We start from the raw sequence: 22,469 nt of genomic DNA, 5'->3' as shown, positions 1-22,469 counted from the left end.
CGTTCCAAGTTGAAATTACTCAGCAGACACATCCAATACATGAGTACTATTATTGAGGTTGCCTTTTAATGGGTGCTCCACCACGCCTAGTTGCATTCTTCTTACCCCAATTCCATCCAATAGCCGAAAATGATCTATGGTGGGGTAAAGGTTTTACTGAATGGACGAATGTCACTAAAGCCTCCCCTCTCTTTGACGGTCACTATCAACCGCATCTTCCAACCGATCTAGGTTTCTACGATCTGCGGGTGCGAGAGACCCGCAGTGAACAGATTCGTCTAGCCAAAGAATATGGAATTGATGGCTTTTGCTATCATTATTATTGGTTCTCTGGCACCCGCCTGTTGAGCCAGCCACTAGACGATATGTTAGCCGACCCTGAAAGCGATTTTCCATTTTGCCTCTGCTGGGCTAACGAAAACTGGACTCGTCGTTGGGATGGTGCTGAACATCAAATCCTGATGTCCCAGCGCTATCTTCCAGATGACGACATTAACTTCATCCACGAGATTTCTCCTTACCTTGCCGACCATAGATATATTCGGGTCGATGGCGCCCCCCTGCTCATTGTCTATTTTCCGCAGCAATTGCCAAGGCCTACAGAAACCACCCGCAGATGGCGCGAATACTGCGAAAAATCAGGAATAGGTAAAATACATCTCTGCGCGGCACTAACTCACGGCAATCAAAACTACCGTGATCTGGGTTTCGACAGTGGGGTCGAATTTCCTCCTCATAATGTGCCGGTAAAAAGCGTGCATGAACAGATAAGACTTCATAAGCCATTTAGCGGGCGCATTTTTCATTATCATGAAGTAGCAAAAACTTATCTGGAACGTAAATACGAAGCACCAAACGTCTTTCGGGGTGTCTTTCCCTCTTGGGATAATACGGCTCGCACTTCAAACAGAGCCACCATGGTTTTAAATGGCACACCTTCCAATTACGAATACTGGCTTGCATCTGCCATAAAGCGCACGCAAGAAGACCACCCAGAAGGTGAGCGATTGATTTTCATCAACGCTTGGAACGAATGGGCAGAGGGTTGTCATCTGGAGCCCGATCGTAAATACGGGCGACAATTTCTAGAAGCTACGTTAAGGGCAAAAAATGGCCTGACAACGCAGAATGGATTTGTGGATACCTCTATCCCAGAAACCGCAAAACGAGATCACATGCCGTTTTTTAACGAATTACACGCACTTACCTTACGGCATCTTCTTCTGCTGCAGCAACGTATTATTGAAAAAACAGCTAGCGCACTCAAACGAGCCCCCAGATTGAAACGCTTTCTGAAGAAAATTCTCTTCTGGATATAAAGCGTAGCAATTACTGAAAACTGGTTTAATTCACTTTACTTCAGGAAATCCATGGCGCATGAGCATGGTTAATTTGTATGGAATCAGATCGAAGCATTCAAAAAAGTCATCGGGGACCGCACGACGCTCATTAATCATTTCGGCACGAGTCACCAGTAGAGTCTTTCGTTTTGACCAAACATCAGCAAATACTGGTAGATATATCTTTCTCAAGAAATCCATACGGAATTTAAGCATGGATAGGCAAACACCTTCCAAGCATAACAGGAACAAATGCACAGGCAATATGATCTGCATGAATGGTGCAGGATAAGTCATTGCCAACACGAAGGTCTTATTGCGTTCCGACAAAGCCCGTCGCCTGAACGTAGTTGAGAGTTTAGAACCACAAGCTTTCCCTCCTCCAAAACTCTGCCCTACTCGATGCCTGTATCCTGACTCGTTCAACGCACATACTGCATAATTAGCCAGTCTTGCCCTGCAACACAAATACATATCCTCAGCAATCGAACCGAACCACTCTGGAAAGCCGTCCAATTCATCCCAAAGTTTTTTGGGTATCCAGAGGCACGCACCTATGACCATGGCCACGTCTTGCCGCTTCGGGTCGAGATTCGGCACTGGGTTGAAGAATGGGTCAAGCAGACAACCGCGGTCAATCAATTCGCCGCCGTGGTAATCATATTGAGGTAGGCTCAGGATCGCCGGCTTACCCTGCGATCTCGCCTCGCTCAATAGCATCCGCAAAGCGTCGGGGAAAAGTTCGGCATCATTGTTGAGCAAAAGGATGAACTCGCCTTGTGCCTCGGCCACCATCCGGTTATTAGCGATGCAAAATCCGACATTGGTCTTGCTGCGTATCAGACGCACGCCAGGATAGTCGCGCGCAACGATATCAGCTGAGTCGTCCGTCGAGGCATCGTCGTGGACCAGAATCTCGACCGGGAAATTGCCCTCCTGCACCAAGACCGACTCGATACAAGCAGAAATTATTTCTGCACCGTTGTAGTTCGCAATGCAGACCGAAATCAGCGGAGCATCAGTCACCTGAGACTCTCCCAAGTCCGTTGCACGCCCCCTTCAAGACCAACCTCCGGCGCCCAGCCAAGGCGCTCGCCAGCACATCTGATGTCGAGGACAATACGCTTTACATCCGAAGCACGGGCGGGCTGACGCTCAATTTTCAGATGTCGTCCAGTCACCCGCTCAACCACTGCCAACAAGCTGCTCAGCGAAGTTCCCCGCCCCGCCCCAATGTTGTAGGTGCCAGCCGGCCCCGACAACGCGCATAGGCAGGCCGACACCAGATCGTCGATATACAAGTAATCGCGCACCGCTGCACCATCGCCATACACAACAACGGCATCATCATCCCTCGCCCGCTCCAACAAGGTTCGAACCGCTCCAAAGCCAGGACGCAGCCCCTGTCCCGGGCCATAGACGTTGGATGGCCGCAGGATGCTCAAACGCCCCGGATAGCGCTGGCCGAAGACTCCAAAAAAGCTTTCCAGTGCAAGTTTTCCAGCACCATGGTAGGAAATAGGGGCCAACGGAATTTGCTCGGCAGCAAATTCGGCATCGCCATAGAGTGCCCCTCCAGTCGAAACATACACGTACCGGTTTTCCGGAAACTGTTGGGCATACTCAAGGAAGCGCAGAGCCGGCAGCAGGCTGGCTTCTGCCTCCATGACGGGTTGCCAAACTGTATCGGCTGGCGTAGTCGCCGTCGCCAGATGAAAGACTTCCTTGCAGCGAGCTAGTAGTGGTAGCACGACATCAAGGTCACCCTGATCTCCCTGGTGGGCAACTACGCCTGCAGGTAATTCGCCAACCAGACTCCGCGACAGCACATGAACCTCTTTCCCGTGCTTGACCAAGCGGGCAGCTAATGAGCGCCCGATAAACCCAGTCCCACCGACCAGTAGAATCGCCCCTGTTGATTTCACGCGCGCCCCAACAAATCGTCATAGGCACCAATATAGCGCCGGGCACAATCATCCCATGTCCCGATGCATGCGGCCACCCAGTTCCGACCAGCCCGCCCCATGGCGCCGCTCGTCTCGGGATTGTCCAGATGCTCCAAGGCCAAACGGAAGCTCTCCCGGTCAGCCACCAAAAGTCCATTTTCACCATGCTGCACCAGATCTCTGTGGGCAGGCAGATCGGAGGCAATTACCGGCATGCCTGCGGCCATCGCCTCGATCATCACCTGCGGCCGCCCCTCGTCGTGAGTACTTAAAGTCAATAGCCCTTGCACTCTGGGAAACCAGTCGGTTGCCAACGCACCAGGGTTGGTCGCACCGTGATAGCGGATCCATGACGGCAATTCAATGGCCTCCTGCATAGGCCCAAGCAGATGAAGGTTTCGATGTGTCCCGAAGAGACCCTTCCCCCAGTCGAGCAGATGCCCCAGTTTTGCCCGAGTCACCCGAGAAACAACCAGCCAGTCACCGCTGCACGTTGCCGGCCCGGCACGTGTAATGTCGAACCAGCGAGAATGCACACCGAATGGAATTGGGCGAATTTCGGCTAGGTCACCAAAATGCGCCTTTAGCGGAGACTGCATCCACCCCGCATTGGGTGCCAGGATCGCGGGTCTGTCACGCAGAACCGAGCGCAACATCGGCACCATGCCCGGAAGGCGAAGGAGGGCCAGGTCACTGCCAAGCACGGTGATCAGGGCGGGAATATCGAGCCCCTTGAGCGGCAGGGCATTTTGCAACCAGTTCACGTGGGCCACGCGCTCTCCAGGCAATCTACCAAACTGCTGATAGGCATGACGTAGCCGCAAACAGAGTGTGAATGCATCACGCATCCCATGCAGGGGTTTATTACGCAGCAAGTGAGCAATCCCTCCTCGCTCGAGCAACCCCGACAGCCAATTCGCATCGCCATCCTGGAGAACTGCCCGCACGCCTTCTGGCATTTCGCCGGGAGGCGCCCACAGGGCGAGATTAACCCCGTCCTGCCTGGCTACCGACTGCGCCATGTCATAGATAAAACGACCGCGCCAATCGTCTGAATCCGCCGGATAAGATGTAGCAGTCAACAACACTTGTCTCATCGACGCTCCAGTCTAGCAACTCTGAGGACAGCTTCGGTAAATCGCACGCGATCCCGTCGATCAAGGTGAGAGCCGTCCGGACAATCAAAACCGGAGAGTTCCGGGTGATCCAGCCAATGCAATGTTTGAGCTGACGTGGCTGCAACCAGACGATCCCAGTACAAGTGGCGGGGATAGCGCCTTTCGTCAATTTCAGACACCAATCCACTGGTCGGCATCGTAAGCAACAATACTTTTCCACCACGCGATTGTATTGCTGTAACCGCCGCCTCAAAATCACGCAGCCCCTTTAACGACAGCCCATCATCATCAACCGGGCCCAACTGGCGGATATACCCGGTAAGTAAACGTTCCAGTTCAAGATCGGACAATCGCTCGTCGAACATTAAAGGCTCACCGAGATGACGCATCACCCGACGCAGATAAAACTTCGGCATCTCGACAACGCCATAATCGGCAACCCTGGAACGATCCGGCAGGGTCTGCAGATATTGGGGGGTAGCATCGGAATCAAGCAACCGCGTGCGTAGTGCATCCCACGGGCGAGCTGCGTCGGAATAGTTCGCCAATTGACTTCTGAACGCCTGCGTCAAGCGTGCTTCAAGCGCTTCAGATGGCGAGGCGAGACCAGCGTCCGACTCTCGCCGTTCATAGGCTGACTGATATTGCTGGCTTACCCCCCCCTCTGCCCCAAGTGAAACGATGGGAGCCGGCATGACATCGATGATCACAGTTCCACGAATATCCGGATCCTTGGCCAGGCCGGCCAAAATTGGCCCGACAGAACTGCCATCGATTGCCAGCATGACCGGTTCCAGGCCTGTCATCCGCCGCAAGCTTGGCAAATCCATTCCGAGTTGAATACGAGAGGCACCGACGAGGATCAATGCCCGCTCCCCGAGTGCGCTCGCCCGGGCACGATGAAACACCCAGTTTTCCATCGAATCTCGCCATGTCGCCGGGAAGCCCTTGGACTTCAAGATATATTCACTCGCAGTGACATAAGCAAGCATCGGCAATAACACCGAAAGCAGCAAAACTCCCCAGCGCAAGCGTGGAGGTGCCAGCCTAGAACTGGAAATAGATGAAGCCACGACTATCCCCGCCAGAAAACAAGAATAGACCAAGTGCCGCGCCACTCAGCCAGATTGACTGTGCTGCAAGAGGCCAAGCCTGAAAGACCTGCGAAAAGGAGCGCTCCCGGTTACGTATCTGGAAAAAAACCAATGCCCCAACTGCCGATATCAATAGCAGCAACTGATCAGGCAGAATTTGCAGGTTGCCAGGGCGGAACAGGGCTTCGATCACAGCGGTCGCTTGTGCAAGGTCTGATGAACGAAATGGAATCCAGGTCAGCGTGACAATCGTAAACGTCCCCAATGCCAGGCCTACAGTCGAGAAATATCGCCCCGCGAAAGCCAGTTGGGACACCACAAAACGTTCGACGACGAGATAGAAACCATGGAGCACACCCCAGATGACAAACATCCATGAAGCACCATGCCATAGCCCGCCAATCGCCATTGTCAGCATCAGGTTGCGGGCAGTCGACCAGTGACCGGCGTGACTCCCACCCATTGAGATATAAAGATAATCACGTAGCCAGGAAGAGAGCGAAATATGCCAGCGCTGCCAGAAATCGGAAAACCCAACGGCGGCGAAAGGCGCCTGGAAGTTCTCGGGGAGAGCGAAGCCAAACAGCATGGAGAGACCGATTGCACAGGTCGAGTAACCGGCAAAGTCGCAGTAAATCTGGCAAGAGAAAGCCAATACACCTAACCAGGCATCCCCGAAAGAAGCGTCTCCCGGTGCTGAATAAAGTTGATCGGCGACTGGAGCAAATATCGCATCGGCAAGTACGACCTTGTGAAACAAACCGAGCAACAGCAAAACGCCCCCCCACCCCCAATGATCGCGGCTGACCAGCGGCTGCCTCAACAACTGGGGCATGAAATTGCTGGCACGGACGATCGGTCCGGCCACCAACTGGGGGAAAAAACCGACATACAACGCGAAATCTGAAAACGACTGATTCGGCACCAATCGGCCACGGTAGCAATCGATCGTGTAGGAGAGGGCATGAAATGTATAAAAAGAAATGCCAATCGGCAGAACGATATCCAATTCCGGTGGCGAGAAGCTACCGCCGAGCGCATTCACCAGATCGGAAAATGAAGCGAAGAGGAAGGTGCCATACTTGAAATAGCTGAGCAATCCGAGGCTGGACAGCAAACTTGCAAGCAGGAAGCCATGGCGCAGATATGCCTCCTGAGTGGCCGCCATGTGTCGCGCCAGCACCCAGTTGAGCCACGAAACAAAGAAAAGCAAAAATACGAATGGAGGGCTCCAGGCGGCATAAAACAGGTAACTCGCCACCAGCAACACAAGTTTTCGTCTATTCCATCCCGGCGTCAGCCAATAGGCTGCCAGCACCACAACCAAGAAGACGACAAACGAAAAAGTATTGAAGAGCATACCGCAGTACCTGTTAAGGCTTGTGCTCCCTGCCCTCAACTGAGTCGTCCATACCCTTGTAATGCAAGGCCGAAATCTGCTCTGAAACAATACCGATCAGAAAGGTCAGGATTGCCGATATGAACAGGAGCGCACTCATGTTCGTAAAACGGCCAGTTCCGAGAAAGGTATAGATGTAGTAAGACACCCCGGTCAGGAAAAAACCTGCGCTAATCGGCAGGAAGAGCTTCTGCGGAGAGTAGAGGGTGCCAATTTTAATGATGATCAGTAAAAACCGGACCCCATCCCTTAATGGACGAATATGGCTCTTTCCGATACGCCGTGGCGTATGGATCGGCACATAGCCAACGCTGAACCCTGCTCGAAAGAAACTCATCGTAATGGTCGTCGGGTAGGAAAAGCCATTGGGCAGTAGGTACAGAAATTTGCGGAACTTATCAGCGCGAACAATACGAAACCCGGAAGTAAGATCCTCTACAGTTTGCATGACCATCCAACTGGCCAATCGACTAAACAGATCGTTGGCTACCGCGCGATGCGCCCCAGCATGCGAACCTGATTGACGCGACCCAACCACCATGTCATAACCCTGAGCAAACTTTTCTAGCAACGCAGAAATATCCTCCGGCTGATGCTGTCCATCCGCATCCATGAAGATCAAGACATCTCCTTTGGCAGCCCGGGAGCCTGACTTTATGGACGCCCCATTCCCTAAAGAGTAATGATGGCGCAACCGTCTGACCTGAAACTCGGCACAAACTTCAGCAGTGTCATCAGTAGAACCGTCGTCGACAACCAGTATCTCGGCGTCGCTGATCGTTCCGACAAGCCTTGGTAGCAACTCACGCAAACCGCTGGCTTCATTTCTGGCAGGAATGACAATGGAAACACTGTTGCTAGGCATCACTGCTCTACTCATCTTGGATGGGCTTGACTATCAAGCATACTTAATTGCCCCAATAATTCATCTAGCGTCTTTCGCTCATCTATGGAAAAACGCTCCTCACGCAGCACAAACAACAGTTTTTGAGCCTGTTGATGCTCTCCAGCAAGATACAGAAGTTGAGCCCATTTCAAGCGATTACTCGCATTTGTTGGCACCAAGGCCATTGCCGCCCCCAAGGCAGCACGTGCAGCTACCAGATCGTGTTCTCTCAACCACAGATAGTCTGCATGCCACGAGTGGAGCATTGCCTGAACACCCGGCGATACGTCTGGATTTGCGAGCGCAGCTGCAAACAACCCATCGACATCGGTTCGCGGTAAGCATAACGAGCCAGCAATGGACATTCCCTTCAGGCTATAAAGCAGGTTTCTGTCCCCAGGCGCAAAAGGTGTCTCCCGAAGGCGGCGTGACAGTTCGTCAATCTCGACCTTGTCTGCCTGCATCCCAGCCCTACAGTTCAAGTGGATCAGGCCGAGCAGACCCAATTTGAAATTCGGATCGAGTTCGCCGGCCAATTCATAGTGTCTCCGGGCGAAGACGTGGATTGGCGTGGTCGGCAAATTCGCGTCCGGCAAGCCTGCCAATGCAAGCCCCGCTTGGTACTGGGTACGAGGGGAAGTCCGATGATGCTGGGATTCGATTTGGGTGCGTCGTCCCTCTTCCCCGAATTGGTGGGCGCGCAATGCCGTAATAAAGGTGAAATAGGACAAGGCAGCAGCGGTCAGCGCAACGCCAATCGTTCCAAGTCCTCGTTTGCTCTCCAGAAGCTGGAGCAAAGCCCAGGCGCCAACGAGCAGCACCCCAAAGATCGGAAGATAATTCCGATGTTCATGAGCAATTTCCAGAGGCAGAACAGTGGACTCCAGGGCGTGCCCGATCAGGAACCACGCAATCCCGAACGATACGAGGGGCGCGCGAGAGCGAACCCGCCAAGCCAACCAGGCAAGGCTGACCAACCCGATCACGGCGGGCAGCGTCACCCATGGCGAGAACAAGCTGGTAGAAATAGCAATATCGTCATGATAGAGACCAAACTCCTCCATACTCGGAGCAACAATCAGGCCGAGATAGAACCAGAGCACTCTCCCCTCGGTCAGCAAGCGTTCGCCGAGAGAGAATGGGCGAAAATCATAGCCGGACCACAACCATTGGGCTCGCGAGGAAATTGCGTAAGCCCCCCCGGCTAGTATGACGCCAATAGCCAAGGCGGCAAACAGGCGGGCAAAGCAGTCAAGCCTGCCACATGAACTTCGCCGTACGAGCAACTCCCAGGCTAGCGCGAAGACGGGGAACAGCACGCCACTCTCTTTACTGAAAAAAGACAGTGGCCAGCCCACCGTCCACGCCAATATCATCAATACCCAACCTGAGCGTCCGCCTCGTTCTCGTCCGATGATATGAAGCAACAAAGCGGCAAGAAGAAAAAGAGCCGCCAGGCTGGTCATACGCTGAACGACGTGCAAAACCGGGAGAAGCTGGATAGGGTGCAGTAGCCAGATGGTAGTCAGCACACCCGTTACAAAAAGGATGTTGCGCTGCATGGCAGGCGGTTTTACCGCACTCAACAAGCGGGATGCCAAGCCAAACACAAGGAAACCACAGGCCAGGTGAATCGCGAGATTGGTCGCCTTGAATGCAAAGGGGTCAAAGCCGCTGAAATAGTGGTTGAGTGCGAAACTTAACTGGGCAACAGGTCGCCCCGATGGGCCAGAACTACCACTCACCCAAGCCAGATGGATAGCATCAAGCGACAGAGTGCTTAGACGCACGCCTTCGACATGAAGAATGCTTGCTTCATCATCGAAGAAAAATCCGCCATTGAGTCCAGCCCAATAGACCATGACCACAAGCAGGATAGTCAGCAACGCCGCGATGGAAAAACGCATCAGGTAGACGACCAACGCAATCCTTTTTAGAAGAGAAGCCATAAATCAAGAGAGGCGCCTCATTTTCATGAGGCGCCTCTCTTTTGAATCTCAGCCGAATTACTTGCAGCTTGAAGGTACGTACTTGGCAGCCATCGTGCCTACGGTACATGCCCAAGCGACCTTTCCTGTTGTCGTGTCACCGGTTCCCGTCATCAGAATCGTACCAGTCGGCGTGCTACCGCCAATAGCTTGCGCAGCTACCGTAATGGTAGCGACATTGCCAGCCACGGCGTAGGTTATGCCAGAAACGTATTTTGACCCAGTAACATCAAAGCCGGCAGAAGTGGCGGAGGGAGGCATCGAGCCTTTGGTTTGGAACCACTCGGCAATTGAAACCTTCGGGGCTGAAGAGGCAAGAATCAGTTCGCTAACCTTTGCACGCACCGTGTAGTCCTGATACGCCGGCAACGCAACTGCAGCCAGAATACCGATAATGGCGACAACAATCATCAGTTCGATCAGGGTAAAACCTTTTTGCATATTCTTCATTTGAATCTCCTTGAGAAATGAATACGGGAAACTACTGAGCTACTTATAACAGTTTCCGTGCCAGCTTTTTGGAAACCACCGTCAAAATCGGCAACAATCACGTAAACCCATGTCATTCATGGGCTTGGCCAGTTTTGTAGTTCAATGTAAATAAACGTAGCCGCCAAACAGATCCAACAAGATGACAATTTACGTCACTATCGTTTGACACATTGCGGCAGACATATCATTTTGCCGCTATAAATATGGCAAATTCATCACCACCAACTTCAGGCCGGACGAGAAATCAGCAATCCACCTGCTGCGGTTTCAGGAAAGCCTTGGCATAGCGGCGGAAAACCGCGCTCTTGACGAAAAGCTCATGCAGATCGGCGTCAATGTGACCATTCCGGCTGAAGTTTTCGAGGATGGCCAGGGCCTGGGATAGCGTCATGCCGTCCTTGTAGGGTCGGTCTTTGGCGGTCAGTGCTTCGAAGATATCGGCGATACCCATCATCCGGGCCTGCCAGCTCATTGCTTCGCGCTTCAGGCCTTTCGGGTAGCCTTTGCCATCCATGCGCTCGTGGTGGCCACCGGCGTATTCCGGCACGTTCTTCAGGTGCTTGGGCCACGGCAGTTGTTCGAGCATGCGGATGGTGGTAACGATGTGGTGATTGATGACCTCTCGCTCGGCGTGCGTCAGGGTGCCGGAACGGATGCTCAGGTTTTCCAGCTCATCGTCACTGAGGAACGGTGCTTCTTCGCCATTCACGTTGCGCCAGCGGTAACGCCCGGCAATCTGCCTGACGCGCGCGATGTCGTCGTCCGACATTTTTTCGCAGCCAATGTTGGCCTGACGCAAAAAGGCGCGGTCGAGTTCGATGCGCTGGCAATCGGCAGCATAGCTCCGCTCAGCCTCGACCGGGTCGCCGCCGGCAGCGATGGCTTGCCATTTACGCACTTCGGCATCACGGCGGACAACTTCAAAACGGGTGTCGAGCAAATGGATGCGATCGTAGAGTGTTTGCAGCTTGGTAGCCTTGTCGACGACATGCACCGGCGTCGTGACTTTGCCGCAATCGTGCAGCAGCGCGGCGATGCGCAGTTCGTAGCGATCCTTGTCGGTCAGCCTGAAATCGGCCAAGGCGCCTTCCGTGCAGCGGTCCGCGGCCTCGGCCAGCATCATGGTCAGTTCCGGCACCCGCTGGCAGTGGCCGCCGGTATAGGGTGACTTTTCGTCGATGGCCGTGTTGATCAGCTTGATGAAGGACTCGAACAGCGCTTCGAGCTGCTGCACCAGTTGGCGATTGCTCAGCGCCACCGCGGCCTGCGAGGCCAGCGACTCAGCCAGGCGCTGATCCCCCGGCGAGAATTCAACGACCTTGCCTGCCTCGTCGATGGCATTGATCAGTTGCAGCACCCCGATCACTTCGCCTTCGTGGTTCTTCATCGGCACAGTCAGGAAGGACTGTGAGCGGTAGCCGGTGCGCTGATCGAAGCCACGCGTCCCGGAGAAATCGAAGCCTTCTGCGGCGTAGGCGTCGGCGATATTGACCGTTTTCCCGGTAATGGCCGCGTAGGCCGCCACCATGCAGTCATTCGGCTGGCCATTGGCGCGATAGAGCGGCAGATCGGGGAAATTGCCCGGTATCGCCTGTTCGCTTGAGCCACCAAAAGCGATATTCAGCGAATCAGTCCGGACAATCTCGAAATGAAGCGAGCACCGGTCTTCGGAGAGCAGATAGAGCGTCCCGCCATCGGCCCGGGTGATCTGCTTGGCGGCAAGGACTATTTTCTCAAGCAGCAAGTTGAGATCACGCTCGTTGGAGAGCGAGGTGCCGATGTCGTTAAGCTGATCCAGGCGACGAAAGAGATCGTCCAGGGTTTCCATGGTCGGTTCTAGCAAGCGATGAGCTTGGCGGTGAGCAGCATGTCAGAAGTCGAAAACCTGATTGTTCTGCAACATGACCGGGGAAAATTCACCCAGACAGGTTTCGATTTCCGCCATGGTCGTCTCAACCTGCCCTGGCTTCAGGTGGGTGATGTGAATCTCGCAACGATGATTCAGCTTGCGGAGTTCCCTGGCCAGCAAGTCAGGGCAATAGTGCTTGGACATCTCGGCCAGGCCCTGCTCCTGATTGGAGAAAGCGCACTCGATGATCAGGTAGCGCAAATGATCGAGCCGATTGAGCGCCTGCCAGAAAGCATCGCAGGGCCCGGTATCGCCCGAAAAGACCAGGCTGGCCGCACCGGAATCGAGACAGTAGCCGACCGCCGGAACGGTATGATCGACCGGCAAGGCGGTGATGCTGCGGCCATCGATGCTGACGGCACCCCCCGTTTCGATGGCGTGGTAGCGCATGAATGGCTGCTCGGCACTGGGCAGCACCGAGAAGTCCGGCCAGATGGACCAGTTGAAAATGTGCTGCCGCAGCATGTCGAGCACGGCGGGGATCGCATGGACCGTCAGCGGCTTGCTGCGCCGGTCGCCAACGGCATCGATCATCAAGGGCAGCGAAGCGATATGGTCAAGGTGGGCGTGCGTCAGGAAGACGTGGTCGATGGCCGTCATTTCGGCAATTGACAATTCGGCCACCCCGGTACCGGCATCGATCAGGATGTCATGGTCGAGCAAAAATGAAGTGGTTCGCTGGTGCCTGCCACCAATGCCGCCGCTGCAGCCAAGTACGCGTAGCTTCATGCCTGTCTGGCCTGGTAAATGGCCGCCACTCCGACGACCATTGATGAATCAGGGCACGAATCACCACGCCTTTTCACCACGAAAAGGCAGCCCATGCCTATTCAGATTGTATATCTCGGCCCGAACCGTTTGCGTGAAAAAATTCACGAACGGTGCAGACTTTAGCCAAAGACGAAGGGATAAGCGTCCATCGCAAGAGCGCCCCCGGATTTGTCGCGATCAGCCCTTGAGGAAAAACGCCATCTTGATGCCGGCAATCTCGATGACGTCATGATCACCGAGCGGATAGGCCTGCGCGTCAAGCGATTTCCCGTTGACCACCGGAAACTGGCTACCCTCGACGTGGGTAATGAAATAGCCGTGCGGGCGCTTGGCGATGACGGCCACCTGCAAGCCAGGCTTGCCCAGGGTGGTCAAAGTCTTCGTCAGATCAAGCTCCTTGCCGGCATTGGGGCCGTTGAGGAGCTGGATCGCCGCCGTATGGCTAGGGGCCGGCGCCTTTGGCTGGGAAGTGGTCCCGACGCTAGAGCGAGTCAGGTTGTCGACAGGCTCTAGCTGAAGTTCCGAAGGCATCTTGAGTTGCCCGGAACGGGTCGCCACATTTCTTTCGAACTCGCTGGCCGCAGCCCCTGCCTGCAGGTCAGCCATGTATTTCAGCTTGTATTTGCCAAGCTCGATGACATCGTTGTTGCGCAGGAAGTGCTTCTTGATCGGCTGGCCATTGACCAGCGTGCCGTTGGTACTGTTCAAGTCCTCAAGGAAGGAATCGGCCAGAATGGTCACGACCACGGCGTGCTCGCCGGAGATGGCGAGGTTGTCGATCTGGATGTCGTTATGCGGCTTGCGCCCGATGCTCAGGCGCTCCTGGTTGAGCGGTATCTCTTTCAGCACCAGCCCATCCATCGACAAGATCAATTTAGCCATATTCCTTTACCTCGTTTCACTTCAAACAGCCAAGCAGCCGTTGCCACCAGCCCTTGGGCGCCGAATAGTCGCCCAGGACCTTGATCAGGATCACCGAAATGTTGTCCCGCCCACCATAGTCGTTGGCCAGCTGAACCAGATGATCTGCCGCCAGCGCAAGATTGCCTCCCAGGGCGGACAACGCCAAGGCCATTTCTTCGTCTTCGACCATGTCGTTCAGGCCATCGGAGCAGAGCAGGACAATATCTCCCGGCAAGACATCATAGTCGTGGACCTCAACATCAACCGAAGGATCCACGCCCAGCGCCCGGGTGACCAGATTCCTGTTTTCGGCATACCGCGCATCTTCAGGCCTGACCATGCCGCTGTCGATTTGCTCCTGGAGCAGCGAATGGTCCCGCGTCAGTTGCTCGAAAGCCTCACCGCGCAGGCGATACAAACGCGAATCGCCGACGTGAGCCACGCTCATCCGGTTATCGTAAAACCAGGCGACAACCAGCGTCGTCCCCATCCCGGCATATTGCGAGGCACTTTGTGAGGCATGGAAGATGGCGAAATTGGCGGCGCCCACCTCATTGACGATATGCCGCTCGATGACCGACGGATCGCAATTCCCGCTCCCCTCTTGCGTGACGCATGAGGTAATGACGCGGGTCAGGTCATCGGCCAGGCGAGTCGTCGCCATGCCGCTGGCCACTTCGCCAGCGTTATAGCCCCCCATGCCATCGGCCAGGATGGCGATGCCGAGACCGGCATCGGCAAACGCCGCATCTTCGTTATGGGAGCGAATCACGCCCGGATCGGTCCGTACCACGATCTCCAGGGCATCACGCAGCATCATCGAGGCGGTTCCCACGAGAGCGCCAGCGACAAGGCGTGATCAGCCGGGCACACCGGCGCTGAAGCGCCAGCCCGCCCGAGACACATACCTGCCATTGGCAGCAACCACCTGGTCATTATCATTTCCCTGAACCGCTCTTCCCGCAACCTATCGGAGGCACCAGACCCTGACATTCTTACCCGGAGTCACTGCCCGGTCAAACGCTGTTAAATCGGCAGCTCGCACCCCATACCGCTCGCCTCGGCAGCAGCCAGCACCCGCAACGCCACAGCCAGATCCTGGATGGCCATGCCCTGGGATTCAAAAAGGGTGATCTGCTCGCTTGAAACACGCCCGGCATGACGACCGACAATAATATCGCCCAACTCAAGCAACTGGCGGGGATGCAGGCGCCCTTTTTCCAGCAAGGGCAGCAAATCTCCCGCCTCAGCCAGCGCCGTTGGCACAGCATCGACGGTGAGCAGATCGCAACGCCTGACCGCAGCTTCCGACAATTCCTGGCGAATCAGCGCATTGGAACCCGCCGCGTTGATGTGCATGCCGGGCTCCAGCCAGGCTGCATCGAACAGGGGCTGCGCCGCTGTCGTCACTGTGCCGATCAGGTCGCTGCCACGCACCGTTGCCTCGGCGCTCTCGGCCGGGACAACCGCCACCCCGGTGATCCGGCTGAGCCGCTCGCAAAAAGCCTGCAGGCGCTCGGTCTTGCGACTGAATACCTTGACGCATTCCAGCGGCAAGGCGGCACAGATCGCCCGGACATGGCCTTCGGCCTGCCAGCCGGCACCGAACACGCCGGCGATCTTCGAGCCGGGCTTGGCCAGCCATTTGGCCGCCACACCGCTCGCCGCCCCCGTCCGGATCATGCCGAGATAGTCTGCCTCGATGATGGCTTTGAGTTGGCCACTCGCGGCGTCGAAGAGATGAACCAGAAAACGGTTGCCGGAACGATTGCTCGTATAGGCCTTGTAGCCGAGGATGCCTTGGGCCGGCAGCCCGCCTTGCAGAATGTGCAGCGCGGTCTGCGGCAGACGGGTCCGGGCCCGCGGCGTATCGAGAGCCTGCCCCAAGGCCAGGTCGCGATGCGCCGACTCGACGCCCGCAAGCGCCATTTCTACCGTCAAGATCTGTTTGACGTCATTTTCCGAAAGAAACAAGGCCACGCTTCCGCCTCCTAAACGATGGTTACATCCTGCCGAGCCAGCATACGCTGCTCAAGCCAGCGCCCAACCGAAACGACCAGCAAGGCACCGAGAGCGCCAGCAAGCTTGGCGGACCACGCCGGCAAGGGTGGCAACAAGGCCAGAACCCCTGGATCGGAAAAAATCATCTGGCCGGCGACGTAACCCAACAAGGCTGCGCCAAGCAGAACGATGGACGGAAAACGCTCCATCCAGTGCAGGATCAACTGGCTGGACCAGACGATCAGCGGAATGCTGACCGCCAACCCGAAGAGCAGCAGCGCCAGGCTGCCATGCGCAGCACCGGCGACGGCGATCACGTTATCCAGGCTCATGACGAAATCGGCGACGACGATAGTTTTGACCGCGCCCCAGAGATTGGCCGACGACTCGATGTCATGCCCCTCCTCGTCTTCCGGCAGCATCAGCTTGACGGCGATCCAGACCAGCAGCAGGCCGCCAACGAGCTTGAGCCAGGGCAGGTTCATGACCAGTGCGGCGAACACCGTCAGCACGACGCGCAGGCTGACCGCGCCGGCGACGCCCCAGAAAATTCCGGTGCGGCGCTGTTCCGGGGAAAGATTGCGGCAGGCCAGGGCGATGACCACGGCGTTATCGCCGGAGAGCACGATATCGATCAGGATGATCTGGCCGACAGCGACCCAAAAAACGGCAGAAGTTAAATCGAGTTCCATAAAAACCAAGGCGAAAAAAAGGCGGACACGCGGCCCGCCTTTTTGGTTGAGCTAGGCTCGAATTTTACAGCAAGGCCTTGAGCAGCTTGGCCATTTCGGACGGGTTGCGCGTCACGGTGAAGCCACAGGCTTCCATGATTTCAAGCTTGGCATCAGCCGTGTCGGCACCGCCGGAGATCAACGCACCAGCATGGCCCATACGCTTGCCGGCCGGGGCCGTAACACCAGCAATGAAGCCAACGATCGGCTTCTTCATGTTTTCCTTGCACCACATGGCAGCTTCGGCTTCGTCAGGACCGCCGATTTCGCCGATCATGATGACAGCATCGGTATCCGGATCGTCGTTGAAAGCCTTCATGACGTCGATGTGCTTCAGACCGTTGATCGGGTCACCACCGATACCGACGGCAGACGACTGACCGAGACCGATTTCGGTCAGTTGGCCAACGGCTTCGTAGGTCAGGGTGCCGGAGCGGGAAACCACACCGATGCGACCCTTGCGGTGAATGTGACCCGGCATGATGCCGATCTTCACTTCGTCCGGGGTGATCAGGCCAGGGCAGTTCGGGCCGAGCAGCAGGGTCTTCTTGCCGCCCTTGGCTTCCTTTTCCTTCATCTTGTTGCGCAGGATCAGCATGTCGCGAACAGGAATGCCTTCGGTGATACAGATAGCCAGATCGAGGTCGGCTTCAACAGCTTCCCAGATCGCAGCAGCAGCGCCCGGGGGCGGCACGTAGATCACGGAAACGGTCGCACCGGTTTCGGCCGCGGCTTCCTTGACGGAGGCGTAGATGGGAATGTTGAAGATCGACTCGCCAGCCTTCTTCGGGTTCACACCGGCAACGAAACACTCTTTGCCGTTGGCGTATTCCTGGCACTTTTCCGTATGGAACTGACCGGTCTTGCCGGTGATGCCCTGGGTGATGATGCGGGTGTTCTTATTGATGAAAATGGACATTCAATAGCTCCTTACTTGACCGCAGCAACGATCTTGGTGGCGGCTTCGGCCATGGAATCGGCAGAAATGATCGGCAGACCGGAATCCTTGAGGATCTTCTTGCCCAAATCTTCGTTGGTGCCCTTCATGCGCACGACGAGCGGCACGCTGAGGTGGGTCAGCTTGGCTGCAGCAACAACGCCTTCGGCAATGGTGTCGCACTTCATGATGCCGCCGAAGATGTTGACCAGAATGCCCTTGACCTTCGGGTTCTTGAGCATGATCTTGAAGGCTTCGGTGACCTTCTCGGTCGTGGCGCCGCCGCCGACGTCCAGGAAGTTGGCCGGCTCGGCGCCGAACAGCTTGATGGTGTCCATGGTAGCCATGGCCAGACCAGCACCATTCACCAAACAGCCGATGTTGCCGTCGAGCGAGATGTAGGCCAGATCGAACTGGGAGGCTTCGACTTCGTCCGGATCTTCTTCGTCCAGGTCGCGCATAGCGACGATTTCCGGCTGACGATACAGCGCGTTGGAGTCAAAGTTGAACTTGGCGTCGAGTGCCTTGACGGTGCCGTCACCTTCGTGGATCAGCGGATTGATTTCGGCCAGCGAAGCATCCGTTTCCATGTAGCAGGTGTACAGGCTCTTCAGCGTTTCGATGCACTGCGGAATCGAGGCTTCGTTCATGCCCATGCCCTTGGCCAGGGTCAGGGCCTGCTCGTCGGTCAGGCCGACCAGCGGGTTGACGAAGACCTTGACGATCTTTTCCGGGGTCTTGTGGGCAACTTCCTCGATGTCCATGCCGCCTTCGTACGAAGCCATGATGGCGACGGACTGGGTAGCGCGATCGGTCAGCGCAGCAACGTAGTACTCGTGCTTGATGTCAGCGCCTTCTTCGATCAGCAGGTGACGGACCTTCTGGCCTTCCGGACCGGTCTGGTGCGTGATCAGCTGCATGCCGAGAATCTGGCCGGCGTATTCACGGACTTTTTCCAGCGAGGTTGCGACCTTGACGCCACCGCCCTTGCCACGGCCACCAGCGTGAATCTGGGCCTTGACGACCCAGACCTTGCCGCCCAGGGTTTCGGCTGCCTTGACTGCGTCTTCGACGGTCGTGCAGTGAATCCCGCGCGGAACCGTAACGCCGAATTTCTTCAGGATTTGTTTGCCCTGATATTCGTGAATTTTCATGCGCTTTCCTTGCGTTTAGTTGAGTTGCGAGCAATGAGCAGTAGCCGAACGATCCCCCGACCCCACCCGGTTATAGCGTTTTCAGCCCAAAATCTTACCACAGACAGCAAAAACAATTGCAGCCCGAAATTCATAATTATGGAGTCGATTCTGCCGCCTGAATCGCCTTGCCCAACAGCGGCAGCAACAAGACTGCCGCGAAGACCAGACTGATCACCGAAGCCAGCCAGAACCCGGCCACACCAAGCGGTGGTTGCCAGCGATAGCAAAGCCAGGCACCGCCGAGCAGGCCAATCCCCCAGAAGCAGAAAGTCTGGACCAGCATCGGCACGAAAGTGACCCGATAGGCGCGCAGACAGTGGCCAGCGATCGTCTGCAGCGCATCGAAGAACTGGTAGATGGCGATGTAGGCGACCAGTCCCATGGCCACAGCGCGAACGGAGGGATCATCGGTATAGGCATTGATCAACGGCTGCGCCCCCAGCCAGAGCAAAAGGCCAAGCAGAGAAGACGAGCATGCCGCAAGCACCAGCCCGGCCCGAATGGTCGCCCTGGCCCGCAGCGGGTCACGCGCCCCGACCGCCTGGCCGAGCGCGGACATCGTCGCAATGGCCAGCGACAGCGGCAACATGTAGATCAACGCCGAGATATTGGCGACGATGCGGTGCCCGGCCACCACAGGCGCGCCCAGCGAGGCAACGAACAAGGCGATCAACGTGAATGAGGTGATTTCGACCAGATTGGACAAACCCATCGGCACGCCGATGCGCAGCAATTCCTGCCAGATTGGCCAGCGAGGCGACTGCCAATCGGCAAACGGCCGGTAGCGCCGGCCGAGCGGCCCGAAAGCCAGATAGGCACCGCCGCTCAGGCAGGCCAGCCAGCCGATCAGCACGTTCGACAGAGCGCAGCCGGCCACGCCGAACGGTTCGCCCAGCCAGCCCTCCAAGGCCAGGCCCCAGGCCAGCACGGCATGCAGACACAGGCTGAAAAATCCGATACCCATCAGTACCCGCGGCTTGCCTAGCGCATTGCAGAAGGCCCAGAAAGTCCGATAGCACAGCGATGCCGGCAAGCTCCAGGCAAGCAGGCCGAGGTATTGCCGCACCTTGGCTTCGACTGCAGCGTCCATATCGGCCATGCCGAGCGCCGCGCCGGGATGCGTCAGAAAAAGAATGCCCGGCACCGAGAGCAGCAAGGCCAGCCAGAAACCCTGCTGCAGGATGCCCGCGACCTCGTCGTCGCGTTTGGCCCCATGCAAATGCGCCACAACGGGCGCCACCGCCTGCAGGACGCCAACCAACGCGAAGACCACGGAAACATGAATGCCGCCACCGATTGCCACGGCGGCAAGATCGAGCGAGCTGACGTGGCCGAGCACGGCAGTATCGACCACCATCATGCCGATGGAGGACAACTGGGCAATCAGAATGGGGAAAGCGTGGGCGATCAGGCCACGGACGGCAGTTGCGAACATGAGGCAGGATTGTCGCATGTCGCCGTGATTTGCTCCTGCACAAGCGATAGAGACGGCGCCCTGGCGGGAAATACCAACAGAATTGATCTGGCTCAAGCAGCCCGCTTTTCCACAATATGAAAATCGATGGTTCAGGAGGGAGTGAATAATGAGCCTAGGCCTACACGCCATAGAAAATGCCAGCCGCGACGAAATCGTCGCCCTGCAGACCGAACGATTGAAGTGGACGCTGAACCACGTCTACCAGAACGTGCCGCACTACAAAGCAGCATTTGACGCCGCCGGCGTTCATCCGGATGACTTCAAGTCGCTGGCCGATCTGGCCAGATTCCCGTTCACCACCAAACAGGATCTCCGCGACAACTATCCCTACAACATGTTCGCCGTGCCGCGCGAAAAAGTGGTCCGCGTCCACGCCTCCAGCGGCACGACCGGCAAGCCGACTGTCGTCGGTTACACGCAGAAGGACATCGACACCTGGGCCGACCTGATCGCCCGCTCGATCTACGCTTCCGGCGGCCGGCCCGGCGATATCGTTCATGTCGCCTACGGTTACGGCCTGTTCACCGGCGGCCTGGGCGCCCATTACGGGGCCGAAAAGCTGGGCTGTACAGTGATCCCGATGTCAGGCGGACAGACTGAAAAGCAGGTTCAGCTGATCTGCGACTTCAAGCCCAACATCATCATGGTCACGCCGTCGTACATGCTCAACATTGCCGACGAATTCCGCCGGCAAGGCATCGACCCGCGGAGCACCGACCTGCGCATCGGCATCCACGGCGCCGAACCATGGACGCACGCCATGCGCCTTGAAATCGAGAACGTCTTCGGCATCGACGCCATCGACATCTACGGTCTGTCGGAAGTCATGGGCCCGGGCGTCGCCAACGAATGCACCGAAAGCAAGGATGGCCCGGTGATCTGGGAAGACCACTTCTACCCGGAAATCATCGATCCGGTCACCGGCGAAGTTCTGCCCGAGGGCAGCAAGGGCGAACTGGTGTTCACCTCGCTGACCAAGGAGGCGATGCCGATCATCCGCTACCGCACCCGCGACCTGACCCGCCTGCTGCCGCCAACCTCCCGCTCCATGCGCCGCATCGACCGGATCACCGGCCGCTCCGACGACATGCTGATCATCCGCGGCGTTAATGTCTTCCCGTCACAGATCGAAGAACTGATCCTCAAGCAGCCGAAGCTGTCGCCGCATTACCTGATCGAAGTCAGCCGCGACGGCCACCTCGACTCGATGAAGGTCAATGTCGAGATCAAGGCAGAGTTCGAATTCGCCAGCGGCCCGGAAAAGGAATTCGTGGCGCACGACCTGCAGCATCACATCAAGTCCTACATCGGTGTTTCGGCCAAGATCGAAGTCGTCGAGGTTGGTGGCATCGAACGCTCGGTCGGCAAGGCCAGGCGCGTCATCGACAAACGACCGAAGTAAGCAGAAAGGCATTGCTCGAGTAAAAAGATGTCACTCCCGCGCAGGCGGGAGTCCATGAAGCCGCGGCATGACTGGATTCCCGCTTTCGCGGGAATGGCAGCTTCAGTTTTCCGCTAAACGATCCGGGCGCGCAGCGTTCCAACACCGTCGACGCCCGCCTCCAGCAGATCACCCTGCACAATCGCCCCGACCCCAGCCGGCGTGCCGGTGTAGATCAGATCACCCGCTTCCAGCCGGACCAGCGTCGACAGGTTGGCAATGATGTCAGCCACCTTCCACATCATGGCCGACAGGTCGCCCTCCTGACGCAGTTGCCCATTCACTTTCAGCCAGATGCGCCCAGCTTCCGGATTACCACTAACCGACACCGGGCAGATTTCGCCGGCCACCGCCGACTGGTCAAAGCCCTTGCTCATGTCCCACGGGTGGCTCTTCTCCTTGGCCTTCGCCTGCATGTCGCGCCGCGTCAGATCAAGACCGACGGCGTAGCCGAAGATCAGGCTCTTTGCTGCCTCAACCGAAACATTCTCGCCACCCGCGCCCAAGGCGACGACCATCTCGACCTCATGGTGCAGATTGCTGGTCTGCGGCGGGTACTTGACGCGCAACTCGCCACCCCCAGCAACGACCGCATCGGCTGGCTTGGTAAAGAAGAATGGTGGCTCGCGCCCCTCGGCCTGATCGAGCGCCCCCATCTCGCGAGCGTGATCAGCGTAGTTACGGCCAACGCAGAACACCCGGCGCACCGGAAAACGCTGTTCAGTACCCAGCACAGGCAGCGCAGGAACAGGGTGGGGAGCAAAAACGAAATTCATGAATCGGCCTTCGTAAAAACGGGGCTGAACGAAAGTGTGGAATATTTCACCCCAGACCTCCCGC

At 56.7% G+C, this 22,469-nt stretch carries 20 protein-coding genes; 2 read left to right on the top strand and 18 right to left on the bottom strand.

Going from position 1 to position 22,469, the window contains the following annotated elements; genetic code table 11:
* Positions 1 to 68 precede the first annotated feature (68 nt).
* Complete coding sequence (locus tag KI617_RS04095; RefSeq protein ID WP_226450749.1) at positions 69 to 1,319, top strand: glycosyltransferase WbsX family protein; 1,251 nt, start codon at positions 69 to 71, stop codon at positions 1,317 to 1,319.
* A gap of 30 nt (positions 1,320 to 1,349) precedes the next feature.
* Here the strand turns inward: KI617_RS04095 and KI617_RS04090 are convergent, their stop codons facing one another.
* The 17 genes from KI617_RS04090 to KI617_RS04005 form a co-directional block, all read right to left on the bottom strand.
* Entirely contained in the window at positions 1,350 to 2,366 is a 1,017-nt protein-coding gene (locus KI617_RS04090) for a glycosyltransferase family 2 protein (RefSeq protein WP_226450748.1), read from the bottom strand.
* Entirely contained in the window at positions 2,363 to 3,265 is a 903-nt protein-coding gene (locus KI617_RS04085) for an NAD-dependent epimerase/dehydratase family protein (RefSeq protein ID WP_226450747.1), read from the bottom strand. Before KI617_RS04085 ends, KI617_RS04090 begins: the two co-directional genes overlap by 4 nt.
* The gene (locus tag KI617_RS04080) at positions 3,262 to 4,383 is read right to left on the bottom strand and encodes a glycosyltransferase family 4 protein (protein WP_226450746.1); all 1,122 of its coding nucleotides are present in this window, start codon (positions 4,381 to 4,383) and stop codon (positions 3,262 to 3,264) included. The genes KI617_RS04085 and KI617_RS04080 overlap by 4 nt, the downstream gene beginning before the upstream one ends.
* Positions 4,380 to 5,435, bottom strand: coding sequence for a hypothetical protein (locus KI617_RS04075; RefSeq protein ID WP_226452043.1), 1,056 nt, complete (start codon positions 5,433 to 5,435; stop codon positions 4,380 to 4,382). The genes KI617_RS04080 and KI617_RS04075 overlap by 4 nt, the downstream gene beginning before the upstream one ends.
* Before the next feature lie 16 nt (positions 5,436 to 5,451).
* Positions 5,452 to 6,858, bottom strand: a complete 1,407-nt coding sequence (locus tag KI617_RS04070) for an MBOAT family O-acyltransferase (RefSeq protein ID WP_226450744.1) — start codon at positions 6,856 to 6,858, stop codon at positions 5,452 to 5,454.
* Positions 6,859 to 6,871: 13 nt separating this feature from the next.
* Positions 6,872 to 7,762, bottom strand: coding sequence for a glycosyltransferase family 2 protein (locus tag KI617_RS04065; RefSeq protein WP_226451835.1), 891 nt, complete (start codon positions 7,760 to 7,762; stop codon positions 6,872 to 6,874).
* Positions 7,763 to 7,773: 11 nt separating this feature from the next.
* Complete coding sequence (locus KI617_RS04060; RefSeq protein WP_226450743.1) at positions 7,774 to 9,732, bottom strand: hypothetical protein; 1,959 nt, start codon at positions 9,730 to 9,732, stop codon at positions 7,774 to 7,776.
* 57 nt (positions 9,733 to 9,789) lie between these two features.
* Positions 9,790 to 10,221, bottom strand: coding sequence for a pilin (locus KI617_RS04055; RefSeq protein WP_319004137.1), 432 nt, complete (start codon positions 10,219 to 10,221; stop codon positions 9,790 to 9,792).
* Positions 10,222 to 10,507: 286 nt separating this feature from the next.
* Positions 10,508 to 12,091, bottom strand: a complete 1,584-nt coding sequence (locus KI617_RS04045) for an HD family phosphohydrolase (protein WP_226450742.1) — start codon at positions 12,089 to 12,091, stop codon at positions 10,508 to 10,510.
* A gap of 42 nt (positions 12,092 to 12,133) precedes the next feature.
* Positions 12,134 to 12,901 (bottom strand): 3',5'-cyclic-nucleotide phosphodiesterase, encoded by a 768-nt coding sequence (locus tag KI617_RS04040; protein ID WP_226450741.1) that lies wholly within the window; start codon positions 12,899 to 12,901, stop codon positions 12,134 to 12,136.
* Between the two features lie 219 nt (positions 12,902 to 13,120).
* A complete protein-coding gene (locus KI617_RS04035; protein WP_226450740.1) occupies positions 13,121 to 13,825 on the bottom strand; it encodes an FHA domain-containing protein in 705 nt (234 codons plus the stop codon).
* 16 nt (positions 13,826 to 13,841) lie between these two features.
* The gene (locus KI617_RS04030; RefSeq protein WP_226450739.1) at positions 13,842 to 14,666 is read right to left on the bottom strand and encodes a Stp1/IreP family PP2C-type Ser/Thr phosphatase; all 825 of its coding nucleotides are present in this window, start codon (positions 14,664 to 14,666) and stop codon (positions 13,842 to 13,844) included.
* Between the two features lie 206 nt (positions 14,667 to 14,872).
* Positions 14,873 to 15,826, bottom strand: coding sequence for an ornithine cyclodeaminase family protein (locus KI617_RS04025; protein ID WP_226450738.1), 954 nt, complete (start codon positions 15,824 to 15,826; stop codon positions 14,873 to 14,875).
* Between the two features lie 11 nt (positions 15,827 to 15,837).
* On the bottom strand, positions 15,838 to 16,539 hold the full coding sequence (locus tag KI617_RS04020) for a TerC family protein (protein ID WP_226450737.1): 702 nt from the start codon (positions 16,537 to 16,539) through the stop codon (positions 15,838 to 15,840).
* A 64-nt stretch (positions 16,540 to 16,603) separates the two neighbouring features.
* Positions 16,604 to 17,497, bottom strand: a complete 894-nt coding sequence (sucD, locus tag KI617_RS04015; RefSeq protein WP_226450736.1) for a succinate--CoA ligase subunit alpha — start codon at positions 17,495 to 17,497, stop codon at positions 16,604 to 16,606.
* Positions 17,498 to 17,508: 11 nt separating this feature from the next.
* Positions 17,509 to 18,669 carry an ADP-forming succinate--CoA ligase subunit beta gene (gene sucC / locus KI617_RS04010; protein ID WP_226450735.1) on the bottom strand — a complete coding sequence of 387 codons (1,161 nt, stop codon included), beginning with the start codon at positions 18,667 to 18,669 and terminating at the stop codon, positions 17,509 to 17,511.
* Between the two features lie 136 nt (positions 18,670 to 18,805).
* Positions 18,806 to 20,146, bottom strand: coding sequence for an MATE family efflux transporter (locus tag KI617_RS04005; RefSeq protein ID WP_226450734.1), 1,341 nt, complete (start codon positions 20,144 to 20,146; stop codon positions 18,806 to 18,808).
* 148 nt (positions 20,147 to 20,294) lie between these two features.
* On the opposite strand from KI617_RS04005, the gene paaK reads away from it, so the two are divergent.
* Positions 20,295 to 21,590, top strand: a complete 1,296-nt coding sequence (gene paaK, locus KI617_RS04000) for a phenylacetate--CoA ligase PaaK (RefSeq protein ID WP_226450733.1) — start codon at positions 20,295 to 20,297, stop codon at positions 21,588 to 21,590.
* A gap of 113 nt (positions 21,591 to 21,703) precedes the next feature.
* On the opposite strand, the gene KI617_RS03995 is transcribed toward paaK, so the two are convergent.
* On the bottom strand, positions 21,704 to 22,405 hold the full coding sequence (locus KI617_RS03995; protein ID WP_226450732.1) for a fumarylacetoacetate hydrolase family protein: 702 nt from the start codon (positions 22,403 to 22,405) through the stop codon (positions 21,704 to 21,706).
* Between the last annotated feature and the right edge of the window lie 64 nt (positions 22,406 to 22,469).

Origin of the sequence: Ferribacterium limneticum (assembly GCF_020510625.1) — a bacterium.
In the GTDB taxonomy this organism is placed as follows: Bacteria; Pseudomonadota; Gammaproteobacteria; order Burkholderiales; family Rhodocyclaceae; genus Azonexus; species Azonexus limneticus_A.
The sequence above is the reverse complement of the archived record's forward strand: the minus strand, read 5'-3'. Positions and strand labels throughout refer to the sequence as shown.

Excerpts from the sequence above, each read along its gene's own strand:
- sucD (WP_226450736.1), bottom strand. The coding sequence starts at position 17,497 with ATGTCCATTTTCATCAATAAGAACACCCGCATCATCACCCAGGGCATC.
- sucC (WP_226450735.1), bottom strand. The coding sequence starts at position 18,669 with ATGAAAATTCACGAATATCAGGGCAAACAAATCCTGAAGAAATTCGGC.
- KI617_RS04070 (WP_226450744.1), bottom strand. The coding sequence starts at position 6,858 with ATGCTCTTCAATACTTTTTCGTTTGTCGTCTTCTTGGTTGTGGTGCTG.
- paaK (WP_226450733.1), top strand. The coding sequence starts at position 20,295 with ATGAGCCTAGGCCTACACGCCATAGAAAATGCCAGCCGCGACGAAATC.
- KI617_RS04020 (WP_226450737.1), bottom strand. The coding sequence starts at position 16,539 with ATGGAACTCGATTTAACTTCTGCCGTTTTTTGGGTCGCTGTCGGCCAG.
- KI617_RS04030 (WP_226450739.1), bottom strand. The coding sequence starts at position 14,666 with ATGATGCTGCGTGATGCCCTGGAGATCGTGGTACGGACCGATCCGGGC.
- KI617_RS04045 (WP_226450742.1), bottom strand. The coding sequence starts at position 12,091 with ATGGAAACCCTGGACGATCTCTTTCGTCGCCTGGATCAGCTTAACGAC.
- KI617_RS04080 (WP_226450746.1), bottom strand. The coding sequence starts at position 4,383 with ATGAGACAAGTGTTGTTGACTGCTACATCTTATCCGGCGGATTCAGAC.
- KI617_RS03995 (WP_226450732.1), bottom strand. The coding sequence starts at position 22,405 with ATGAATTTCGTTTTTGCTCCCCACCCTGTTCCTGCGCTGCCTGTGCTG.
- KI617_RS04040 (WP_226450741.1), bottom strand. The coding sequence starts at position 12,901 with ATGAAGCTACGCGTACTTGGCTGCAGCGGCGGCATTGGTGGCAGGCAC.
- KI617_RS04060 (WP_226450743.1), bottom strand. The coding sequence starts at position 9,732 with ATGGCTTCTCTTCTAAAAAGGATTGCGTTGGTCGTCTACCTGATGCGT.
- KI617_RS04005 (WP_226450734.1), bottom strand. The coding sequence starts at position 20,146 with ATGTTCGCAACTGCCGTCCGTGGCCTGATCGCCCACGCTTTCCCCATT.
- KI617_RS04065 (WP_226451835.1), bottom strand. The coding sequence starts at position 7,762 with ATGCCTAGCAACAGTGTTTCCATTGTCATTCCTGCCAGAAATGAAGCC.
- KI617_RS04095 (WP_226450749.1), top strand. The coding sequence starts at position 69 with ATGGGTGCTCCACCACGCCTAGTTGCATTCTTCTTACCCCAATTCCAT.
- KI617_RS04055 (WP_319004137.1), bottom strand. The coding sequence starts at position 10,221 with ATGAAGAATATGCAAAAAGGTTTTACCCTGATCGAACTGATGATTGTT.
- KI617_RS04035 (WP_226450740.1), bottom strand. The coding sequence starts at position 13,825 with ATGGCTAAATTGATCTTGTCGATGGATGGGCTGGTGCTGAAAGAGATA.